This window comes from Streptomyces sp. B5E4 (assembly GCF_039871555.1).
In the GTDB taxonomy this organism is placed as follows: domain Bacteria; phylum Actinomycetota; class Actinomycetes; order Streptomycetales; family Streptomycetaceae; genus Streptomyces.
Genome location: NZ_JBDPMI010000021.1, coordinates 94,857 through 114,437, shown reverse-complemented (window position 1 = coordinate 114,437; position 19,581 = coordinate 94,857). Strand labels below are relative to the sequence as shown.

Genomic DNA, 19,581 nt, shown 5'->3' with positions numbered 1-19,581 from the left:
ACCAGCACTTCCCCGGGACGCGGGTGACCGCGCGCCTGGACCGGCGGCGACCGGTCGACGAGTGGAGCGCGCGGCAACTCGGCGTCCACCCTGCCATCCACGGGACCGGGACACCCGAGGACACCGGCGGGTTCGTGCTCCCGGAGTACGTCGAACGCGACCACGACCGCCGGCTGCGCGACCGCCTGCGCCGGGCGGCCGACCGTGCGCACCCGGTGCTCGTACTCGTGCGGGGGCCGTCGTCGGCCGGCAAGACCCGTACCGCCTTCGAGGCCGTCCGCGCGTGCCTGCGGGACTGGGAACTGGTCTTCCCCAAGACCCCCGGCGGGCTCGCGGCACTGCTCGACGCGGGTGCCCTCGTGCCGCGGACCGTCCTGTGGCTCAACGAGGCCCAGAACCACCTCGACTCGCCGGCGGGCGAGGAGGCCGCCGCCGCGCTCCACCGCCGCCTGGAGGAACCGGGACCGCTCGTGGTGCTGGGCACGCTGTGGCCCGAGTACCACCGGCGCCTCACGGCCGCCCCCGCGTCCGGAACGCAGGCGGCGGACGCGCACCCCCACGCCCGGGCCCTGCTCGCCCAGGCCGCGGCCGTCGACGTCCCGGCGTCCTTCACCGCCGAGGCCCTCGCGGACCCGCGCGTCGGGCGCGACCCCTCGCTGGCCGCGGCCGCCGCCACCAGCACGGACGGGCAGGTCACCCAGACCCTGGCGGCGGGCCCGCAACTCGTCGATCACTACTGGCGGCCCACGGGGCCCCAGGGCCCGTACGGACGTGCCGTCATCACTGCGGCGATGGACGCCCGCCGCCTCGGCCACTCCTCCCGTCTCCCCGCGCCCTTCCTGGAGTCCGCCGCCTCCGGCTACCTGACCGCGGAGCAGCGCGCCGCCGCCGACCCTGCCACGTGGTTCGCCGGCGCCCTGGCCTACGCGCGGGAGCGGATCAAAGGCGTGGCGGCGGCTCTGGGACCCGTCGCCGGCCCGGAGGGGATGGGCGCTCTCCCGGACGTCCACGGCCTGAACGACTACCTCGACCACCACGCCCGCACCGCCCGCCGCCTCGACGTCCCGCCGGGATCCTTCTGGACGGCCGTACGGGACCACGTGACCGACACGGCGGACCTCTCCGCACTGGCGGAGGCGGCCTCCACGCGGGGCCGCTTCCGCATCGCGGCAGACCTGTACCGGAAGGTGGCAGACGCCGGGGACACCTCCGCCCTGGGCGCCCTGGCCCGGCTGCGCACGAAGGCCGGGGACACCGGCGAGGCGGAACGCCTCTACCGGCAGGCCCTCGCCGCCGGACACCCGGAGGCGATGACGGACCTGACGCGGCTGCGCGAGGAGGCCGGGGACCCGGAGGGCGCCGAGCGACTCGCCTGGCAGGCCGCCGACGCCGGAGACATCTGGGCCCTGGTGGTCCTGGCACAACTGCGCGAGGGGGCCGGGGACTTCGACGGAGCGGAGCGGCTCGCCCACCGTGCGGCCAGGGCCGGAAGCTACACGGTCGCGAGGCACCTGGTGCGGCTTCGCGACGTCAGGGATCCGGAGGGCGCGGAACGGCTCGCTCTGGAGGTCGACTTCGACGGGAAGTCCCGGGTCCACAGCAACCTCTGGTATGTGCGCGGGGAGTTGATGGAGGACGAGGACTGGGAACGGACCGAGGGCGAGAGCCACTACCGCGGCCTCGTCGACGGCGGCGACGTCCCTGCCCTGAGCAACCTCGCCCGGCTCCGTGAGAAGGCCGGGAACCCGGGCGGGGCAGAGCGCCTGTACCGGCGGGCCGCCGATGCCGGAGACACCTCGGCCCTGCGGAACCTGGCGCGGCTGCGCGCGGCGGCAGGGGAGGCCGGGGAGGCGGAACTCCTGTACCGGCAGGCCCTCGACGCGGGGCACGTCAAGGCTCTGGCGGACCTGGCGCAGCTGTACGGGGAGGCGGGGGACGCCGAGCGGGCACAACGGCTCAGCCGCGGTCTGGAGGCCGACGGGTCGCAGGCCCAGCCCTGGTAGACGCGCTCAGGCTCACCGCCGGGCGGCGAGGGCGAACACGCCCGGCGTGATGCCGTAGGTGCGGACGAACCAGCGGTGCATGTGGCTCTGGTCCGCGAAGCCCGACGCCGCCGCGGCCTGCGCGGCGCTCTCCCCCGCCGTCAGCCGGTGGCGGGCGTCGCGGAGGCGGAGGAGGCGCTGGAGGTCGCTGGGGGACATGCCGTATTCCGTCCGGAACGCCCGGTACAGCGCGTAGCGGCTGCAGCCCGCCGCCGCTGCCAGCTCCGTCGCGGTGATCTCTTCGGCGAACCGCTCCCGGAGCACCGCCCGCGCCCGCCCGGCGGCGCCGGACTGCGGGCCGCCGGGGCGCAGCGTGCGGGCGCGCGGCGCGGCGGTCGAGGCGCGGTGGACCATCGCCGTCACGGCGGCGGTCAGCCGTTCGTCGCGTACCAGCGGGCCCGCGCCCTCGGTGAGCGCCGCGTGCAGCCGCAGCAGGGCGCGCCACAGCGGCGGGTCGCGGTGCACGGGGTCGGCGAAGAGCGGAAGGGCGACGGCGCCCTCGGGAGCGCCGGCGTCGGCGAGGACGTCCCGTACGACGTCGGGGCCGATGTGCACCATCCGGTACGTGAACCCCAGCTCGGTCGCCGACTCGCCGTCGTGCGGGTCGTCGGGGTTGAACGCCATGACCAGACCCGCGGCGGAGGTGTGCGAGCCGCCGCGGCAGACGAAGCGCTGGGCGCCGGTCTCGGTGAGGCCGAAGGAGTACGCGTCGTGGCTGTGGCGGTGGAAGACGTGCTCCTCGAAGTGGGCGCGCATGGCCTCCACCGGCCGCTGCGCGTCCCGCCAGTACGAGACCCAGTCGCTCACGTCTTCCATGGTGCCGCACCGCGGTGCCGCACCAGCGTTCAAGACCGCCGCCGCCCGCGGGGGCGACGCTGGCGGCATGCGCTTCGAGACCAAGATCGCCGTGGTCGTCCGGCACGACCTGGCCGCCTGGCAGCGGCTGAACGTCACCGCCTTCCTGTGCAGCGGCGTCGCCCATGCCGCCGACGACATCATGGGCAAGCCGTACGAGGACGCCTCCGGCAACACCTACCTGCCGATGTTCCGCGAGCCCGTCCTCGTCTTCGCCGCCGACGCCGCGGGCCTGACCCGTACCCACACCCGGGCCCTGTCCCGCGGGCTGGCCACCGCCGTCTACACCGACGAGCTCTTCGCCACCGGCAACGACGACGACAACCGCGCCGCCGTCCGCGACGTCGCCGCCGGTGACCTGAACCTTGCGGGCCTCGCGGTCCACGGCGCCCGCAACGCCGTGGACCGTACGGTCAAGGGCCTGTCACTGCACACCTGAGCCGCGCCCGCCCAGCGCGGCCCAGCCGCCCTCCGGCGCCTGCCCCACCTCCAGGCCGCGCAGCGCCCGCAGCGTCCGCGGGTCCTGCGCGTCGAGCCAGTCGGCGAGCTGCCGGAAGGACACGCACCGCACCTCCTTCCGGGGGCAGACCTCCTTGATGGTCTCCTCGACCGCGCGCATGTACGCGCCGTCGTGCCAGGTCTCGAAGTGGTTGCCGACGATCAGCGGCGCGCGGTTGCCCGTGTACGCGCGCTCGAAGCCGGCGAGCAGCCCGTCGCGCATCTGCGACTGGGCGTTGGCGGGGGTGGTGAGCGGGTTGACCTTGAAGTTGTAGTCCATGGTCAGCTCTTCGCGGTCGCTGCCGGGGTACGGCACGAGCTGCATCGACAGGTCCCACAGGCCGTCCTTCTTCGCCGGCCACACCTGCTCGTTCACCCCGCTCGTGTCGTACCGCCAGCCCAGATCGCGGGCGGCGGCGCGGAGGTTGTCGCCTCCTTCGAGGCAGGGGGTGCGGGCGCCGGTCAGCTCCTTGTCGTAGTCGAAGGGCAGCGGCGCGGCGTCGCGCAGGCCGGTGTTCGTCTTCCACCGCCGCACGAACCGCTTGGCCTGCGCGATCTCGCTCTTCCACTCCTCCTTCGACCAGCTCGCGACGCCGGTGGGGCCGCAGAAGTGGCCGTTGAAGTGGGTGCCGATCTCACTTCCGTCGAGCCAGGCCTCGCGGACCTGGTCGACGGTCTCCTCGATGTGCGCGTCGCTGAGCAGTCCGATGTCGGAGGCGCCGGGGGCGTGGCCGGGGGCCTGGTACTGGGAGCGCTTGGACTCGGGCAGGAGGTAGATGCCGGAGAGGAAGTACGTCATGGCGGCGTCGTACTTCCGCCCGACCTCCCGGAAGTGCGCGAAGAGGCCGTCGCCGATCTCGCCGGCGCCGTCCCAGGAGAAGACGACGAACTGCGGCGGCTTCTCCCCGGCGGCGAGCTTGCGCACCCGCGGCTGCCGGGGCTGCGCGCCGGTCCAGGCGGTGGAGCCGTCGCCGATCAGGCGTGCGCTCCGGCTCTTCTGCGCGGCGCTGCGGGCATCGGTCCGTGCGGCGGTGCGCTCGCTGCTCTTGTCGCCGGCCCTGTCGCCGCCGTCTCCCGGCCCCGCCGCGCACCCGGCCGCCGCCACCGGCACCAGCACCGCCGCCGCACACGCACCGACCGCCGCACGCCTCGCCCTGCCCATGGGTCACCTCTCTCCCGCGCCGATTCGCTGGAGTGATAACCCGAAAAACATACAAATACCGGATGCTCACCCGGATGCCCGGCGACATGCACCTGCCGGAGGCACGCCGTCGGGGCGGCTCCCCCGCGTCGGCCCGCCTCACCCCGCCTACGCTGACGACAGGAGAAGACGGCGCGTACGACGCTGTGAGACGCGCCCCGTCGGCTGAGAGGTGACTGTGCCCAGCGTGGTGAAGATCAATGTCCTGACCGTCCCCGCCGAGCAGCGGGAGGTGCTGGAGAAGCGCTTCGCCGCCCGCGCCGGCCTGGTGGAGAGCGCGGACGGCTTCGAGTGGTTCGAGTTGCTGCGCCCGCTGGAGGGGTCCGACCGGTATCTCGTCTACACCCGCTGGCGCAGCGAGGAGGACTTCCGGGCCTGGATGGAGGGTTCGATGAAGGCCGCGCACCGCGGGGACGCGGGCGGCGACGGGGAGCAGCGGCGGCCGGCGGCGACGGACTCGGAGGTCTGGACGTTCGAGGTCGTCCAGCAGGCGGGCCCGGAGGGCACTGCGGCCCAGGCGTGACGGCCCGGCCCCGGGGAGCACCGCCGAGGACCCGCCTCGGCGGGCGGCGGGCGGGCGTGGCAGCCGGGAGGGCGGGAACGGCCCGTCATACGTGCGGTCCGCCCTGCCCGCCGTGCCTGCCCCCCGCGGTCGGTTCGTACGGTCATGGGTCCCGGGCCCGGCCGCACAGGTCCCGCCTCGGTCCGGCAGGCCGGGCCCGGGGATGTGACTGCCGCGGGCCCCTAGGGAGGTGGGCGACCGGGTGGGCGCAGGGGCCCGCGGCAGGGCTCTATGACGTCAGCAACCGCTCCGCGAGGTCACGGGAGTCGCGGAGCGCGAGGCGCAGACGCTCGGTCTCGGCGTTCGCGGCGCCCTCGGCGGCGCGGGCGCTGCGGGTCAGGTCCCGGCAGGCGTCGCGGCGCTCCGCGAGAAGCGCGGCGATGCGCTCCCCGAGATCGCCGAGGACGACGCAGGCGTCGTCGACGGCGCCCGGCGGGTCGTCCACGAAGCGACCCGTCGCCCGGTGCAGCCGGTCCCCCCACTCGTCCCGCTCGGACGGCACCATGAGCGGGCCGCCCGTCTCGCGGTCGTCGTCGGCCGCGGACCCGGCCGCCGCAGCCGCGGGGGTCGCGGGGGCGGGGGCCACGGGGTCCGCGATCGCCACCGGGTCCGCGGCCACGGGTTCCGCGGTCGCCACGGGATCGGTGGTCGCGGGGCTGCCCTTCGCCTCGGCCGCCGGGTCCGCCGGTGCGAGGACGCCGGAGGACTCGGTACGGGCCGGCTCCCCGGCTCCGGGAGGGCCGGGCTCCGCCGCCGCGCCGCGCCCGTCGGGCGTGTCCCCGCCCGTGCCGCTCCCCGGCCCCGTGCCTCCTCCCGCTGCCGCCCCGGTGTTCTCACCCTCCCGGTCTCCGGAGCCGCCGGCCGGACGGGCCACCGCCTCGTCGCCTTTCCGCGTGCCGGTCACGACGCGCCCCCGTCCCGGCCGTCGCCGCGGCGCGGCCCCCACGGCACGTGCACGCGGTCGGCCAGCCGGCGCCCCCCGCCGCGCTCACGGGTCGAGGACGCGGTCTTCTCGGTCTCCGGGGTCCCGGGCGCCTCCGGCGCCTTCGGGAGGGTGGCGGAGGTGCCGGGCCGGCCGACGAGTTCGGTGTACAGCTCCCGGGTGTGGAGCAACGCGGTGCGGGCCTCCTCCGTGGGCGGCTCCGCGCCCGTCCGGCCGGGTTCGCGCTGGGCGAGCCGGTGCAGCCGGCGGTAGTCGCCGATGTGCCGCGGGTGGTGGACGGAAAGGGCCGAGACCCGCTCGTCGTACTCCTCGGCGGGATAGCCGAGGTCGCCGGCGAGCCGGGCGACGAGTCGGTCGGCCTCGGCGGCGGCGTGGGCGGGCGAGTCGACGAAGCGCTGCTGGATCAGGCTCCACTCGGCGTCGTACCGCTCACGGGCCGCGGCATCGAGCCGTACGGTCCGCAGCTTGCCGTACTTGCGGACGCGCCGGGCCAGTTCCTTCTCGGCGGCCCTGCGGTCGCCGTCATGCCGCTCGACGGTCCGGTCGTACTCCGGCCCGAAGCGCCGCCGCAGCCCTCTCGGCCCGCCGGGCAGGCCGAGGGCGGCGATGCCGCCGCCGGTGCGCATCAGTAACACGGCCGCTGCTGCGACGGCGGCCACGACCACGATGATGATCAGCCACACAGTCATAGAAGGCGGTTAGCCCGTATCTCCGGCCGCAAACACGGGCCGTACGACACCCGCCGGCCCGCGCACGCGGCGACGGGCGGTCCGGGGCGGCCCGACGGCGGTGCGCGGCGCGGGGGTTCCGCGCCGCGCCCGCGTGCCGCCGGGCCGCCGGGCCTTCGGGCCCTCGGGCCGTCAGCAGCCGGAGAGGACGGACTCCAGCTTCGCCTTCTCCGCCTCGTCGGCGGTCAGGTCGTACGTGTGCTTGACCCACACCCACATGCTCGCGTAGGTGCAGTGGTAGCCGGTCGACGGCGGCATCCACTCCGCCGGGTCCTTGTCGCTCTTGGACTGGTTGACGTTGTCGGTCACCGCGAGCAGTTGCGCGACGTCGAGGTCGTTGGCGAACTGCTCGCGCTCGTCGGTGCTCCACGCGCTGGCGCCGGAGCGCCAGGCCTCGGCGAGCGGCACCATGTGGTCGATGTCGACGTCGGAGGCCTGGGTCCAGGTCGCGCCGTCGTACGGGGAGTACCACGAACCGCTGACGGCGGCGCAACTCGCGTCCTGCTCGACGTTCTCGCCGTCCCGTTCGAGGACGACCTCGCGGGTGTTGCAGGCCCCGGACTGGGTGCTCCAGTGCGGGAAGAGGTCGCGGTCGTAGCCGTCGGAGGAGCCCTCGGGCGCGGTGGTGATCTCCCCGAGGTAGCCGAGGGCGGTGCCGGGGCCGGGCGGGGCGGGCGGTTCCGCCTGCGCGCTGGGTGCCGCGGTCAGCAGCAGCGCCGCCGCCGCGAGCGGCGCGGCGAGGTGACGCGCGTAGACCTTCAGCCGCGCGAGCGGCCGCTGAGAAATGCCGGACATACGAACTCCCGGATCTATGGGGGGTGTTGTGCACGTGCACGTGGATCTTGGCGCCGCGAAGTGTCGTTTCTGCAGGCACCAGGTAACACCTTGAGGACATGGCCATGTCATCCGCAAGACCGCGTACCGGGGTCGCCCTCGCCACGCCCCCGGCGTCGCCACCCCCCGACCGGACTACGCTCGGCTGGTGTTGCCCGTCGACGTCACCCTCGCGGCCGTGCTCACCGCCCTGTTGACCGCCGCCGTCACCGTCGCCGCGGTGGCCCGGCTCGGCGAGGGACAGGCACACCGGCAGAGCGGAAAAGGCGGTGCCGGCGGCGGGAGACGAGGGGGCGGGAAGAGCCGAATACGCCTCGGGGGCTCACCACACGCGCGCGCCATCGCCACCGCGGGACTGCGCGCCGCCGCCCCACTCGCCGTCGTCTCGCTCGTCATCGGCTACGTCGTACGCGCCGTGCCCCTGCTTCTCGCGTTCGTGGGCCTGATGTTCGCCGTCGCCACCTGGACCGCGGGCCGCCGCATCACCCACAACCGCACCTGGCGCTGGGCCGCCGTCCCCCTCGCCACCGGCGTCACCCCGGTCGTCGCCACGCTGCTGCTCACCGGCCTCGTCGCGGTCGACGACATCGCCCTCGTTCCCGTCAGCGGCATCCTCATCGGCGGCGCGCTGACCGGCACCGTACTCGCCGGCCGCCGCGCCCTCGACGAGCTGACGGCCCGGCACGGCGAGGTGGAGGCGGCCCTCGCGCTGGGTTTCCTGGAGCACGAGGCCCGACTGGAGATAGCCCGCCCGGCCGCCTCCGACGCCCTGATCCCGGGTCTCGACCAGACGCGCACCGTGGGTCTGGTCACCCTCCCCGGCGCCTACGTCGGCATGCTGCTGGGCGGCGCGTCGCCCGTCGAGGCCGGCGCCGTACAGCTCTTCGTGCTGGTCGCGCTCGTGGCGGTGCAGGCGGTGGCGGTCGCGGTGGTGCTGGAGCTGGTCGCCCGCGGCCGGGTGCATCGCCTACACTCGGGGACGTCTGAAGGGGAGTAGCCCTCAGCCGGTGTCGTCGACATACTGCCCAGCCCGCTGGGCCGGCGCCCGGAGCGCGGAACCGCACGGCCGAGAGGCCGCGGTGCGTCCGCGCCGGCGAGACCTTCGGCCGCAGTGTCCGTTGACGCTGCCGTGCCGAGGTCTGCCCCCGCGCTTACGCTCTCGGTACGGCGCCCGACCGAGAGTAGGAACCTTGCTCAGCCTCAGCACCGTCGCGATCGTCTTCGGCGTCGTCTTCCTCGCCGAACTCCCCGACAAGACCGCGCTCGCCGGCCTCATGCTCGGCACCCGCTACCGCGCCTCCTACGTCTTCGCCGGCGTCGCCGCCGCCTTCGTCGTCCACGTCAGCCTCGCCATCGCCGCCGGCAGCCTGCTCGCCCAGCTCCCCCAGCGGCCGGTGCAGGCGATCGTCGGCGCGCTGTTCCTGGCCGGCGCGCTGGTCCTGCTGCTGAAGAAGGACGACGACGAGGAAGAGGTCAGGGCCCCCGCCGACCAGAGCTTCCTGAAGGTAGCGGGGGCGGGCTTCATGCTGATCCTGGTCGCCGAGTTCGGCGACCTGACGCAGATCATGACCGCGAACCTGGCCGCGCGCTACGACGACTGGCTGTCGGTCGGCATCGGCGCGGTGCTGGCGCTGTGGGCGGTGGCGGCCATCGGCATCCTGGGCGGACGGACACTGATGCGCTACGTGCCGCTGAAGCTGATCACCAAGGTGGCGGCGGGAGTGATGCTGGTCCTGGCGGGCTTCAGCATCTACGAGGCGATCAGCGGGTGAGCCCGGCCCCGACCCGTTCCACCGCCGGCCGGAACTGGTCGTAGAAGCCCAGTTTGAGCTGCAGGGCCCGCTCCTCGACCGCCCTGAAGACCTCGGTCGACGTCTCGCGGGAGAGGAGTTCGCCCAGCCGCGCCGCCAGGCGATCGGCGTGGGAGCCGGACAGCAGGGACACGGCCGAGAGCGGGTGGGTCTTCGCGTCGTGCACGTGGTGGGGGTGGTAGAAGCGGGACCGGTTCTCGCCCTCGTGCGTCAGCAGCGGCTCCATGCGCGGCCACAGACGGCCGTATTCGACGGACACCAGCACCTCGCCCCAGAAGCGCAGGAGTGTCAGCAGGCGCAGGTCGGAGTCCTCGTGCCGGCCCGCGTCGGCGATCAGCTCGAAGGTGTCACCGATGATCTTCTTCGTCGCCGCCGTCGGCCCGGTCCCCACCAGGACCCGCCTGGACACCCCGAGCCGGAGCAGGTCCGCCACCATGTCCTCACGGTGCGACGGCGCGTGCCCGCTGCCGTCGGGGTACTCCTCGCGCAGGATGACCCGGGCGATCCGCCGTCCCGCCTCGTCCTGCAGCAGGTCGATCGCCAGGTCGTAGGCCGGGGTGAACGCGAGCGACACGAAGCGGCGCTGGAGCAGGATCGCGGCGAAGTCGTCGTCCGGGAGGAGCGTGGCGTGCGCAAGGACGGGGTGGTCCCTGAACCGCTCGATGAGTGCGTCCTCGAACTCGTCCAGTTCATGCATGGCGTGCCGCCTTCCGCGGGTCACAGGGTGTCGGTCGATCCGCGCCAGTCGTCGAGGTCCACGTCCCGCCCGATCCGCCACAGCTCGTCCAGCTCCCGCCGCACCCCTCGGCCCATGGTGGTGTCGTCGCCGTCGATCTCGGTCTGGGAGGAGTCGATGGCCAGTTGGCCGTGGAGAAACGAGCTGACGAGATAGTGGTCGTCGGCCTTGTACACGGCGATCGACGGCAGGGAGTTGTACACCCGCACCCGCAGCCTGGCCCGGTCCCGCCCCTCAAGCTCCTGCGACAACTCCGCGAGGATGCACAGGCACTCGTTGACGTTGTCCCGCACCCGCTCCCGGCGGGCGGGGTCGCGCCGCAACGCCTCCTCGCGCAGCTGCGCGACGGGCGACATCGGGTGCAGCAGCAGGACGTTCACCTGGACCTGCCGGTCGACGAGGGCCTTCTTCAGCGCCCACGTGAACCGGTGCAGGTTCGGCACCCAGGTCTGGAGGATCGTCACCTCGCGGCGGGCGTCCTCCAGGAAGGCGGTGAACGTCTCCTCGGGAAAGTGGTCGTGCACCCGCACGATGCCGCCGTAGCGCTCCTGGCGGAACCTGCTCGCCTCGCCGTCGAGATCGAGCGGGCGCAGCAGCTGCCAGACCTTGTCGAGCACTCCGAGACGGTCGATCTCCAGCAGGAGGAACAACGTGACCGTGCTCAGGATGACGAGGGTGAGCTTCGCCAGAGCGGCCGGAGACAACTCGTCGATCAGCCCGACGAGTTCGGCGACCGGCACCAGAATGCCCGCCGTGGCGACCGCGGCCAGGGCGGTCCGCTCGGTCCAGTAGCGAATCCGGCTCCCCATCCGTCACCCCAGTCTCGGCTCGCCGTGGCCGATGACCGTACACCGTGGGATGCCGGAGAAGGGGCGCTTTGCCCGCACCCGGCCGGCACCGAACGCATCAGCGAACAGTCCGCGCCAGCAGCCGCTCCCCGCCTACGCGAGCGTCAGTCGCAGCGCGCCGCCGCCCAGCGGCCGGACCCGCACCCCCGCCAGCGTCTCCACGTGCAGGTCCGTCCCCTCCGTCGCCGCCCGCGGCCCGACCCCCACGACCCGCATCCCGGCCGCCCGCGCCGCCGCGATACCCGCCGCCGCGTCCTCGAAGACGACGCAGTCGGCCGGCGCGAACCCCAGATCGGCGGCCCCCTTGAGGAACCCCTCCGGGTCCGGCTTGCTCGCACTCACGCACTCCGCCGTGATGGAGATCGCCGGCACCGGCAGCCCGGCGGCCGCCATCCGCGCCTGCGACAGCGCCCGGTCGGCGGACGTGACGAGCGCGTGCGGCAGGCCGGCCAGACCCGCCATGAACTCCGGCGCACCGGGCACGGGCACGATGCCGTCGGTGTCGGCGGTCTCCCAGGCGAGCATGCGCGCGTTGTCCGCGAGGTTCTGCTCGACGGGCCGCTCGGGGAAGAGGTGCGCCATGGTGGCGTGCGCCTGCCGCCCGTGGGCGTGGCGCAGGATCTCCTCGGGGTCCTTGCCGTTCTCGGTGGCCCAGCGGCGCCAGATGCGCTCGACGACGGCGTCGGAGTGGAGGAGCGTACCGTCCATGTCGAGGAGCAGTGCCTTGAAGACACCTATGTCCGTGGGCCTGCCCATACGTAACCCCCAGGGGTGGAGAACCGTGTTTGTTCCCCCACGATACAAAACGGCGCACCCCACGCCAAGAGCGGTATGACCCGGCTCACCCCCAGAGGCCGGCCAGGTGCGCGTGGAGAACGTCGTGCGCCTCGTGCGGGGTGAGATGACCCACGAGGACGTGCACGGTGAGGCCGTCCGCGAGGGCGAGGAGCGCACGGGCCTCGCGCTGCGGATCGAGGGGCACGTCCCGCCCGGCGTCCTCGCCGGCTTCCGCGAGGAGGCGGACGAACACCTCGTGCACGCCCGCGTAGTTCGCCCTCAGCGTCCCGGCGAGCGCGTCGCTCACGGCCGCCTGCGCCACGAAGGCGAGCCAGACCCTGGCCTCGGCGCGGTTCTCGTCCCCGAGCAGGGACACCTCCGCGGCGGCGTGCCCCAGCGCCGTACCCGCCGACTGGGCCGGGCTCCGGACCAGGCGGGCCCGTACGCGCTCACCGACCCGCTCGCTCACGTACCCGAGCGCGAACACCAGCATCTCTTCCTTGGTACGGAAGCACCGCTGCACGGCGCCCATGGACACCTCGGCGCGGGCCGCGACGTCGCGCAGGGTCACACCCTCCAGGCCGCGTTCGCCGGCGAGGCGGCAGACGGCCTCGGCGATAGTGCGGCGCCGGCTCACGTGATCCACCTGTCTGGGCATGCTTCCGGCCGCCTCCTTATTCGATGCGCGCGTATCGGATCCAGGGTACGGTGACCGTTCCGATGCGGACGCATCGGAACGTGGGGAGGAAGAGGAGGAGCCATGCCGGACGACCTGTGGAAGATGACGGCCGCAGCACAGGCGGAGGCCGTACGCGCCGCAGATGTCTCGGCCGTCGAGCTGGTCGACAGCCACCTCGACCGCATCGCCGAGATCAACCCGCGGGTGAACGCGGTCACCCAGCTCCTCGCGGAGAGCGCACGCGAGGCCGCGGCACGGACGGACCGCCTGCGGTCCGCCGGTGCGGCGCTGGGGCCGCTGGCGGGCGTGCCGTTCACGGTGAAGGAGAGCACCCCCGTCGAGGGGGTGCCCACCACGTTCGGCGTGAAGCGCTTCCGCGATCTCGTGGCGGCGGCCGACGCGCCTGCGGTGGCACGGCTGCGCGCGGCCGGGGCCATCCCTATCGGACACGCCAACGTTCCCACCCTGATCCTGGCGGGGATGCACACGCGCAGCGAGCTCTTCGGCGACACCGTCAACCCGTGGGACACCGGCCGCACCCCGGGCGGCTCCAGCGGCGGCGACGCGGTCGCCGTGGCCACGGGCATGGCGGCGCTGGGGCTCGGCAACGACTCCGGGGGCTCGGTGCGCATCCCGGCCCAGTTCTGCGGCGTGGCCGGGCTGAAGCCGTCCACGGGCCGCATCCCGGCGGACCACCGCGTGCTCGGCCCGGACGACCCCGGCCCGGCGTCCCAGGTGCTGGTCACGGAAGGACCGCTGGCCCGCACGGTGGCCGACCTGCGGCTGGCGTACGAGGCGCTGGCCGGAACCGACCCGCGCGACCCCAGGGCCGTACCGGTGCCGCCGTACGGCGAAGCGCTCCCCGGACCGCTGCCGGTCGCGGTCGTGGCGGACCCGGGCGGCCGCGGCGTCCACCCCGCGATCCGCGGGGCCGTCGAGACCGCGGCCGAGGCACTGCGCGACGCGGGGTACGCGGTGCGCGAGGTGGCGGACGTACCGCGGCTGGACGAGACGCTGGAGGCGTACGGGCGCCTGACCGTCACCGAGTTCGCCCCGGCCTGGCCGGCGGTGCGGACGCTGCTCGGCGAGGGCGGGGACCGCTACCTCGCGATGGCGATGGAACAGACCCCGCCCGCGACCGCGGACGAACTGGTGGCGCTGATGGGCACGTGGATGTCCGTTCGCCGCTCGTGGGCCGAATTCCTCGACGCCTACCCGCTGTTGCTGGGCCCGTCGTTCACCGAGCCGCCCGTCGAGCCGGGCCTGGAGTCCCGCGACCGGGCGGGCCGGGACCGGGTCGCCTCGGCGATGCGGCTGTGCAGCGCGACGAGCTTCGCGGGGGTGCCGGCCGTGGCCGTACCGACGGGTGTCGTGGACGGCCTGCCCGTGGGCGTGCAGATCGCCGGGCGGGCGTTCCGGGAGGACCTGTGCCTGGAGGCGGCGCAGGCGGTCGAGGACCGGCTCGGGGTGCTGACGCCGGTCGGCCCGGAGGCCGGGTGAGGCCGGGTGAGGCCGGGTGAGGCCGGGAAAAACGCCTTTCGAAGCTGCCCGGGATCGCGATACGTGTACGGGACGACCCCGGCACCACGACGGAACGGACGCCCCATGGACACCGCCCCCACCGAGGAACACCCGCCCTCCTGCCGCGACCTCGTCGGCCTCCTCGCCCAGACCGACCGCCGCGCCGTCTACGCCGCCCTCGCCCTCGGCGCGACCTCGGTGACCGACGTCGCCGCCCGCACCGGGCTCCGCCCCCCGGCCGCCGCCGCGGCGCTCCAGAAGCTCACCGACGGCCGGATCGCCGCCTTCGACGCCGCAACCCGCACGTACACGCTGCGCGATGACACCTTCCGGCTCGCGGTCCGGGCCGAGGCCCGGCTCACCGGCCGGGGCGGGGGCGACGGCGCGGGCGGGTACTTCCGCCGCGGCCGGCTGACGTCGATCCCGGGAGACGCGGAGGTACGGGGCCGGGTGCTGGCGGTGGTGACGGACTCGTTCGAGCCCGGCGTGACGTACTCCGAGGCGAAGGTCAACGCCCTCTGCGGCGAATGGCTGGACGACTGGGTGAGCCTGCGCCGCGCCCTGGTGGACGAGGGGCTGCTGCGGCGGAACGAGTCAGGCACCGCATACGCACGCGTCTGACGGACCTTCCCAGCACCGGCGTCCTCATGGCCGTTCCTCCCGGGTACGTCGGCATCGGCGCACCCGAACCTGGAAGCTCGACCGGACTTCAGGTCAACGGGGCCCGTCCAGCGGGGTGAGGAGAACGACCGGGATCTCGCGGGCGGTCTTCCGCGCGTACTCCTCGTACAGCGGGAAGATGCCCGCCATCTGCTCCCAGAGCGCCGGGCGCTCGGCCGCGGACGCGACCCGCGCCCGCGCGGTGAACCGCCGGGTGCCGACCTGCACTCCGACGCTGGGCTCCGCCACCAGGTTCCGCAACCACGCCGGGTCCTCGTCGGCGCCGCCCTTGGAGGCGACGACCACGTAGTCGTCGCCCGCGGTGCCGTAGATCAGCGCGTTACGGCGGGGCGTCCCGGTCCGCCGCCCGGTGGTGGCGAGCACGAGCGTGTACACGCCGTCGCGCTCGTGGCCCTCGGTGCCGCCGGAGGCGAGGTACGTACGGGTGTGCTCGGCGACCCAGTCCCACTGCGAGTCGGTGGCGCGGTCGAGGTCTTCTGCGGTGGCCATGGCGGCGCTCCTTCGGGTACGGCTGGTGCGCCCAGATTGACCGCACCCGCCCCGGGGACGAAGCAGGCACGCCGCCCTCGACGTTCTCCGCACACCTTTCCCACGACCGGTGCCCCTGCCGCCGGAGCCCGGCACGTCAAGTCCGCCGCGCAGAACACGCCTTGACCCGGCGGCTTGCCCGTCCCGGGGGAACGGCCACGAACCGCACGGTCCGATGCGCCGCGGGCGCCCGGGGACCCCACCCGGGCGGGCGGCGGTAGAACGCCGCCATGACCACATCGGAATCGACCACCCGCCGCACGGCACGCGCCGCGGCGGGGACGGTCGCCCTCCTGGCCCTCACCGCCGCGCTGACCGGCTGCGGCTCCGACGCGGACGACGCGAAGGCGTCCGGGCCGGAGTCACCCTCGCGTGCGGCCGCCCCCTCCCCCGCATCCCCGACGCCCACGCCGACACCCACGACCCCGCCGCCGTCGCCGGCCTCCGCGAAGCCGCTGAAACCGTCGACGCAGGCCGAGTTGGAGGCGTGTACGGACGGAAGCTGCACGGTCGTCGTCGAGGAGGGCACCGAGATCCCGGCGGTCCCGAGCCTGCGGGCGGGCCCGTTCCAGGTGACCGGCGTCGGCGCCGAGGGCGTGGACCTGACGTCCACCGACGCGACCGGCTTCACCTCCAGCCTCCTGGGCCAGCGCCCCGACCAGGGCGGCGCCTCCACCGTCAACGAGTTGTCCGTCGCCGTCCTCACCCTCACCGGGAACACCGCGAAACTGCGGCTCTTCCCGGCGGAGTAGGGGCACCGTGCGTGCGCGGTCCCCGCGGCGTCAGCCGGCGCCGTCCTCCGCCCGCCCCGCACGCGCGCGGTCGGCGAGGATCAGCGGGACCGCGCACGCGGCGAGTGCGGCGCCGACCAGGCAGACCGCGGTGAGGTCCGCGCCCCGGGTCAGCACGGCCGCCGCGAGGACCGGCGTGCCGCTGATGCCCAGTTGGAAGGCCGAGACCGTGGTGGCCCCGGCGAGCGTCGGCGCGTCCGCCGCGATCGCGAAGACGCGCCCGTAGAGAGCGGGGTTGAGGACGAATGCCGCGATGCCGAGGACGCACACGGTGGGGATCGCCGCCCAGGCGTGCCGGACCGCGACGGTCATCACCAGCGACAGCAGCACGATCGCCGCCGCGCCGGCCAGCAGCGCGGTGTGGGGCCGCCGGTCGGAGATGCGTCCGCCGATCGAGAGGCCGGCGAAGGCGCCGATCCCGAAGAGGGCGAGGACGGCGGGGATCCAGACCTCGGGCAGGGCGGTGACCTCGGCGAGCATGGCCGCGAGGTAGTTGAACGTGATCATGTACGCCGCGGTGGTCAGCACGGTGATCGCGTAGATGCGCCACAGGTACGGGTCACGCATCGTGGCCAGCTCCCGCGACACGCTCGGCCGCGCGTCCGGCGCCCCCGGCCGGGCCGCGGCGGGAACGCCGGCGAAGCAGCCGGCCGCCCCCGCCAGCGTGAGGGCGATGACGACCCAGAAGCCGCCCTGCCACTGGATGAAGTGGCTGAGCAGCGTCCCGGCCGGACCACCGGCGATCATCGCCACGCTGAGCCCGCTGACCACGACGGCCGACGCGCGGGCGTTGCGGTCCGGGGTGACCAGGCTGATCGCGGTCACCGACGCCACGGCGAAGAAGCCCGCGTACGCGACGCCGGAGACCACCCGCGTCAGCAGCAGGACCTCGTAGCCGCCCAGCAGCCCGACGGCGATGCTCACGGCGAAGACGCTCTGCGTCGCCACCAGCGCTCTACGCCGCGGCCAGCGCAGGCTGAGCACCGCGAACGGCGGCCCGCCGAGCACGACGCCCAGGGCGAACGCGGTGATCAGGAACCCGGCGGAGGAGAGCGTGACGTCCAGATCGGCGGCCACGGCCGGCAGCACGCCGGCGAGCAGGAACTCCGCGGTCCCCATGGCGAACAGGCTGAAGGCGAGGAGATACACCCCCGCGGGCAGCCGGTCCGGCCGGCCGCTCCGGGCCGTCGCCGCCGGCCCCGGCCCACTGCCCCCGTGCACCTTTCCGGAACCGTCGGCCCCGGTGAATCCGTCGTCCTGCGCCGTCCGCACGTCGACCACCTCCGCGGGCAGCGTCCGTCCGTCCGTTCGGAAACGACAACTTCCGTTGCCGATTCCGGGACGCGTTGATTGACTGCGCCCCATGGACGACCAGCCCAGCGTCGGCGCCGTCATCGACCAGATCGCCCCGCGGCTGCGCCGCGCCCGTGAGGCCAGGGGCGTCAGCCTCGCCGCCCTCGCCCGCACCACCGGCATCTCGACCAGCACGCTGTCCCGGCTGGAGTCGGGTCGGCGCAAGCCGAGCCTCGAACTGCTCCTGCCGGTCACCGCGGCCCTCGGCATCCCGCTCGACGAGATCGTCGCCGCGCCCCGCATCGTCGACCCGCGGGTGCCCCAGCGGCCCACCACCCGGGACGGCCGGGTGCTGATCCCGCTGTCCCGGCAGCAGGGCGAACCGCGCGCGTACAAGATGACCATTCCGGCCCACGACAAGGAACCCCATCTGCGGACCCACGCCGGGCACGAATGGCTCTACGTGCTGCGCGGGCGGCTGCGCGTACGGCTCGCCGACCGCGACTTCGTCATGACCGCGGGCGAAGCCGCCGAGTTCGACTGCCGGATCCCGCACTGGTTCGGCGCCGCGGGCCGCGGCCCCGTCGACGTCCTCAGCCTCTTCGGCAAGTCCGGCGAGCGCATCCACCTCCGCACCGCCGGGGGCGGCGGGGGCCGGAGGACCTAGGCCGTCTCTTCCGGATCTTGGGGCGGGCGGACTTCGCACGCTGCCGCGCGCACATATATTGGGGAGGTGGACGAAGCCGAGGCGAGCGGTCGGGTGTGGAGGGACGAGGTCCGAGCACGTCCGACGGCTGAGCAGGATCGGGATGCCCTGGCTCGTCTGGTCGAGGTGGACGCAGACTCCTTCGAGGTTGAGCTGTACGAGCGCGCGGCAGATCCCCAGGTGCTTTCGATTGATCGCGCGCAGAGGTCGCAGGCTGGGCAGTACGCCAGGCGCGTGCGGCGACGTCGAGAGCGTCAGCAGCGCCAAGGAAGTTGAGCAGTAGCCTTCCGACCATCTGATCGTTGGGCTGGTGTGTCGTTGACTGACGCCCAGTGGGCGAGGATCGAGCCATTGCTACCGGATAGGACTCCGAAGCGGGGCGGGCGGTGGCGTGATCACCGGCAGGTGATCGACGCAATCGCGTTCAAGTACCGCACCGGGACACCTGGATGGACCTGCCCGAGCACTTCGGCTCATGGAAGGGCGCCCACAACCGCCTGCGGAGATGGGCCGCCGACGGCACATGGGAGAAGGTCTTCACCGCCCTGCTCGCCCAGGCCGACACCGAGGCGACCTCGACTGGGCCGTCGCGGTCGACTCCACGATCGTCCGTGCCCACCAGCACGCCGCCGGGGCCCGTCAAAAGGGGCTGCGGCCGGCGAGCCGGTTGATCACGCCCTCGGACGGTCCCGCGGCGGACTGACCACCAAGATCCACCTCGCAGCCGACAGTCGCTGCCGCCCGCTCACCTTCGTCCTTACGCCTGGTCAGGCGGGTGACGCACCCGCATTCCCCAACGTTATGGCGCGCCTTCGGGTGCCCCGACGGGTCGGCCGACCCAGAACAACGCCGGAGCTGGTCCTGGCCGATAGGGCGTATTCGTCCCGCGCGATCCGCACCCAGCTCCGTCGGCGCGGCATCCGGGCGGTCATCCCCGAGCCCGTCGACCAGCAGGACAACCGCAAGCGCCGAGGCCGTGCCGGCGGCAGGCCCCGCACCCTGGACCGCCAGACCTACAAGCAGCGCAACACCGTCGAGCGGTGCATCAACAAGCTCAAGCAGTGGCGCGGCCTGGCCACCCGCTATGACAAGACCGCCACCAGCTACCTTGCCGGACTCCACATCGCCGCCATCTTCATCTGGTCAGACAGGTAACTCCAGCGGCTGCCTAGACCCAGCCCTCGTCAAGGTAGATCGTCCAGGAGTCTCCCACTGCCTTGTGCAGTTCAACCAGGGCCGCAACGTCGGCGATGGCCGCCGGGGCGTCGGACAGCCGCAACGGGGAGTTCGGGACGCTGCTGCGGGTGTAGACCGGCAGCTCGCCGTTGCAGTTGAAGGTGTGAAGCGATGGGGGAACATCGTTGAACCATGCGGGACGGTTCTCCTCGGCCCATGCAGCTGCGGCGTCGACACGATCCACATGCACCAGCAGATGCTCAGGAGCCGGCCCGCCACTGAACTGCACGAGGAACCCCTGAGCGTCCACCGCCCACCAATCCCACATGAATCCAGGTCGGGGGTGCCGCAGGATTGTCGTCATGCCGTCA

Annotated in this window: 21 protein-coding genes and 1 pseudogene; 10 read left to right on the top strand and 12 right to left on the bottom strand. The window is 73.7% G+C overall.

What is annotated here, in order from left to right; translation table 11 throughout:
• The first annotated feature begins 23 nt into the window (after positions 1 to 23).
• Complete coding sequence (locus ABGA99_RS24750) at positions 24 to 2,003, top strand: hypothetical protein (RefSeq protein WP_347583443.1); 1,980 nt, start codon at positions 24 to 26, stop codon at positions 2,001 to 2,003.
• Positions 2,004 to 2,015: 12 nt separating this feature from the next.
• Here ABGA99_RS24750 and ABGA99_RS24745 read toward each other — a convergent pair whose 3' ends face one another.
• Positions 2,016 to 2,858: an AraC family transcriptional regulator gene (locus tag ABGA99_RS24745; protein WP_347583442.1), complete on the bottom strand. Its 843-nt coding sequence runs from the start codon at positions 2,856 to 2,858 to the stop codon at positions 2,016 to 2,018.
• Between the two features lie 67 nt (positions 2,859 to 2,925).
• Here ABGA99_RS24745 and ABGA99_RS24740 point away from each other — a divergent pair, with 67 nt between their 5' ends.
• The gene (locus tag ABGA99_RS24740; RefSeq protein ID WP_347583441.1) at positions 2,926 to 3,336 is read left to right on the top strand and encodes a DUF2000 domain-containing protein; all 411 of its coding nucleotides are present in this window, start codon (positions 2,926 to 2,928) and stop codon (positions 3,334 to 3,336) included.
• Here the strand turns inward: ABGA99_RS24740 and ABGA99_RS24735 are convergent.
• The gene (locus ABGA99_RS24735; protein ID WP_347583440.1) at positions 3,322 to 4,557 is read right to left on the bottom strand and encodes a hypothetical protein; all 1,236 of its coding nucleotides are present in this window, start codon (positions 4,555 to 4,557) and stop codon (positions 3,322 to 3,324) included. The two genes, ABGA99_RS24740 and ABGA99_RS24735, sit on opposite strands and share 15 nt — an antisense overlap.
• Before the next feature lie 217 nt (positions 4,558 to 4,774).
• Here ABGA99_RS24735 and ABGA99_RS24730 point away from each other — a divergent pair, with 217 nt between their 5' ends.
• The gene (locus ABGA99_RS24730) at positions 4,775 to 5,119 is read left to right on the top strand and encodes an antibiotic biosynthesis monooxygenase (RefSeq protein WP_347583439.1); all 345 of its coding nucleotides are present in this window, start codon (positions 4,775 to 4,777) and stop codon (positions 5,117 to 5,119) included.
• A 268-nt stretch (positions 5,120 to 5,387) separates the two neighbouring features.
• On the opposite strand, the gene ABGA99_RS24725 is transcribed toward ABGA99_RS24730, so the two are convergent.
• The 3 genes from ABGA99_RS24725 to ABGA99_RS24715 form a co-directional block, all read right to left on the bottom strand.
• On the bottom strand, positions 5,388 to 6,062 hold the full coding sequence (locus tag ABGA99_RS24725; protein WP_347579511.1) for a hypothetical protein: 675 nt from the start codon (positions 6,060 to 6,062) through the stop codon (positions 5,388 to 5,390).
• Positions 6,059 to 6,790, bottom strand: coding sequence for a hypothetical protein (locus ABGA99_RS24720; protein WP_347579512.1), 732 nt, complete (start codon positions 6,788 to 6,790; stop codon positions 6,059 to 6,061). The genes ABGA99_RS24725 and ABGA99_RS24720 overlap by 4 nt, the downstream gene beginning before the upstream one ends.
• Positions 6,791 to 6,961: 171 nt before the next feature.
• A complete protein-coding gene (locus ABGA99_RS24715) occupies positions 6,962 to 7,624 on the bottom strand; it encodes an HNH endonuclease family protein (RefSeq protein ID WP_347583438.1) in 663 nt (220 codons plus the stop codon).
• A gap of 184 nt (positions 7,625 to 7,808) precedes the next feature.
• Between ABGA99_RS24715 and ABGA99_RS24710 the strand changes: the two genes are divergently transcribed.
• Entirely contained in the window at positions 7,809 to 8,660 is an 852-nt protein-coding gene (locus ABGA99_RS24710) for an ABC transporter permease (protein WP_347583453.1), read from the top strand.
• A gap of 193 nt (positions 8,661 to 8,853) precedes the next feature.
• On the top strand, positions 8,854 to 9,435 hold the full coding sequence (locus ABGA99_RS24705) for a TMEM165/GDT1 family protein (RefSeq protein ID WP_347579514.1): 582 nt from the start codon (positions 8,854 to 8,856) through the stop codon (positions 9,433 to 9,435).
• Here ABGA99_RS24705 and ABGA99_RS24700 read toward each other — a convergent pair.
• From ABGA99_RS24700 to ABGA99_RS24685, 4 genes are all read right to left on the bottom strand, one after another.
• Positions 9,425 to 10,171: a hypothetical protein gene (locus ABGA99_RS24700; protein WP_347579515.1), complete on the bottom strand. Its 747-nt coding sequence runs from the start codon at positions 10,169 to 10,171 to the stop codon at positions 9,425 to 9,427. The two genes, ABGA99_RS24705 and ABGA99_RS24700, sit on opposite strands and share 11 nt — an antisense overlap.
• A gap of 20 nt (positions 10,172 to 10,191) precedes the next feature.
• The gene (locus tag ABGA99_RS24695; protein WP_347579516.1) at positions 10,192 to 11,019 is read right to left on the bottom strand and encodes a hypothetical protein; all 828 of its coding nucleotides are present in this window, start codon (positions 11,017 to 11,019) and stop codon (positions 10,192 to 10,194) included.
• Positions 11,020 to 11,151: 132 nt separating this feature from the next.
• Positions 11,152 to 11,814 (bottom strand): HAD-IA family hydrolase, encoded by a 663-nt coding sequence (locus ABGA99_RS24690; protein WP_347579517.1) that lies wholly within the window; start codon positions 11,812 to 11,814, stop codon positions 11,152 to 11,154.
• A gap of 85 nt (positions 11,815 to 11,899) precedes the next feature.
• Entirely contained in the window at positions 11,900 to 12,493 is a 594-nt protein-coding gene (locus ABGA99_RS24685) for a TetR/AcrR family transcriptional regulator (protein ID WP_347579518.1), read from the bottom strand.
• A gap of 102 nt (positions 12,494 to 12,595) precedes the next feature.
• Here ABGA99_RS24685 and ABGA99_RS24680 point away from each other — a divergent pair, with 102 nt between their 5' ends.
• Positions 12,596 to 14,014 (top strand): amidase, encoded by a 1,419-nt coding sequence (locus tag ABGA99_RS24680; protein WP_347579519.1) that lies wholly within the window; start codon positions 12,596 to 12,598, stop codon positions 14,012 to 14,014.
• A 105-nt stretch (positions 14,015 to 14,119) separates the two neighbouring features.
• Complete coding sequence (locus ABGA99_RS24675; RefSeq protein WP_347579520.1) at positions 14,120 to 14,656, top strand: DUF2087 domain-containing protein; 537 nt, start codon at positions 14,120 to 14,122, stop codon at positions 14,654 to 14,656.
• A gap of 93 nt (positions 14,657 to 14,749) precedes the next feature.
• Here the strand turns inward: ABGA99_RS24675 and ABGA99_RS24670 are convergent, their stop codons facing one another.
• A complete protein-coding gene (locus ABGA99_RS24670) occupies positions 14,750 to 15,205 on the bottom strand; it encodes a nitroreductase family deazaflavin-dependent oxidoreductase (protein WP_347579521.1) in 456 nt (151 codons plus the stop codon).
• 269 nt (positions 15,206 to 15,474) lie between these two features.
• On the opposite strand from ABGA99_RS24670, the gene ABGA99_RS24665 reads away from it, so the two are divergent.
• Entirely contained in the window at positions 15,475 to 15,996 is a 522-nt protein-coding gene (locus tag ABGA99_RS24665) for a hypothetical protein (RefSeq protein WP_347579522.1), read from the top strand.
• A 30-nt stretch (positions 15,997 to 16,026) separates the two neighbouring features.
• Here ABGA99_RS24665 and ABGA99_RS24660 read toward each other — a convergent pair whose 3' ends face one another.
• The gene (locus tag ABGA99_RS24660; protein ID WP_347579523.1) at positions 16,027 to 17,307 is read right to left on the bottom strand and encodes an MFS transporter; all 1,281 of its coding nucleotides are present in this window, start codon (positions 17,305 to 17,307) and stop codon (positions 16,027 to 16,029) included.
• A 91-nt stretch (positions 17,308 to 17,398) separates the two neighbouring features.
• Between ABGA99_RS24660 and ABGA99_RS24655 the strand changes: the two genes are divergently transcribed.
• Positions 17,399 to 17,995: an XRE family transcriptional regulator gene (locus tag ABGA99_RS24655; protein ID WP_347579524.1), complete on the top strand. Its 597-nt coding sequence runs from the start codon at positions 17,399 to 17,401 to the stop codon at positions 17,993 to 17,995.
• Positions 17,996 to 18,346: 351 nt separating this feature from the next.
• Positions 18,347 to 19,189 (top strand): annotated as a pseudogene (locus ABGA99_RS24650) (IS5 family transposase).
• Positions 19,190 to 19,202: 13 nt separating this feature from the next.
• Here the strand turns inward: ABGA99_RS24650 and ABGA99_RS24645 are convergent.
• A complete protein-coding gene (locus ABGA99_RS24645) occupies positions 19,203 to 19,574 on the bottom strand; it encodes a hypothetical protein (RefSeq protein ID WP_347579525.1) in 372 nt (123 codons plus the stop codon).
• Positions 19,575 to 19,581: the final 7 nt, after the last annotated feature.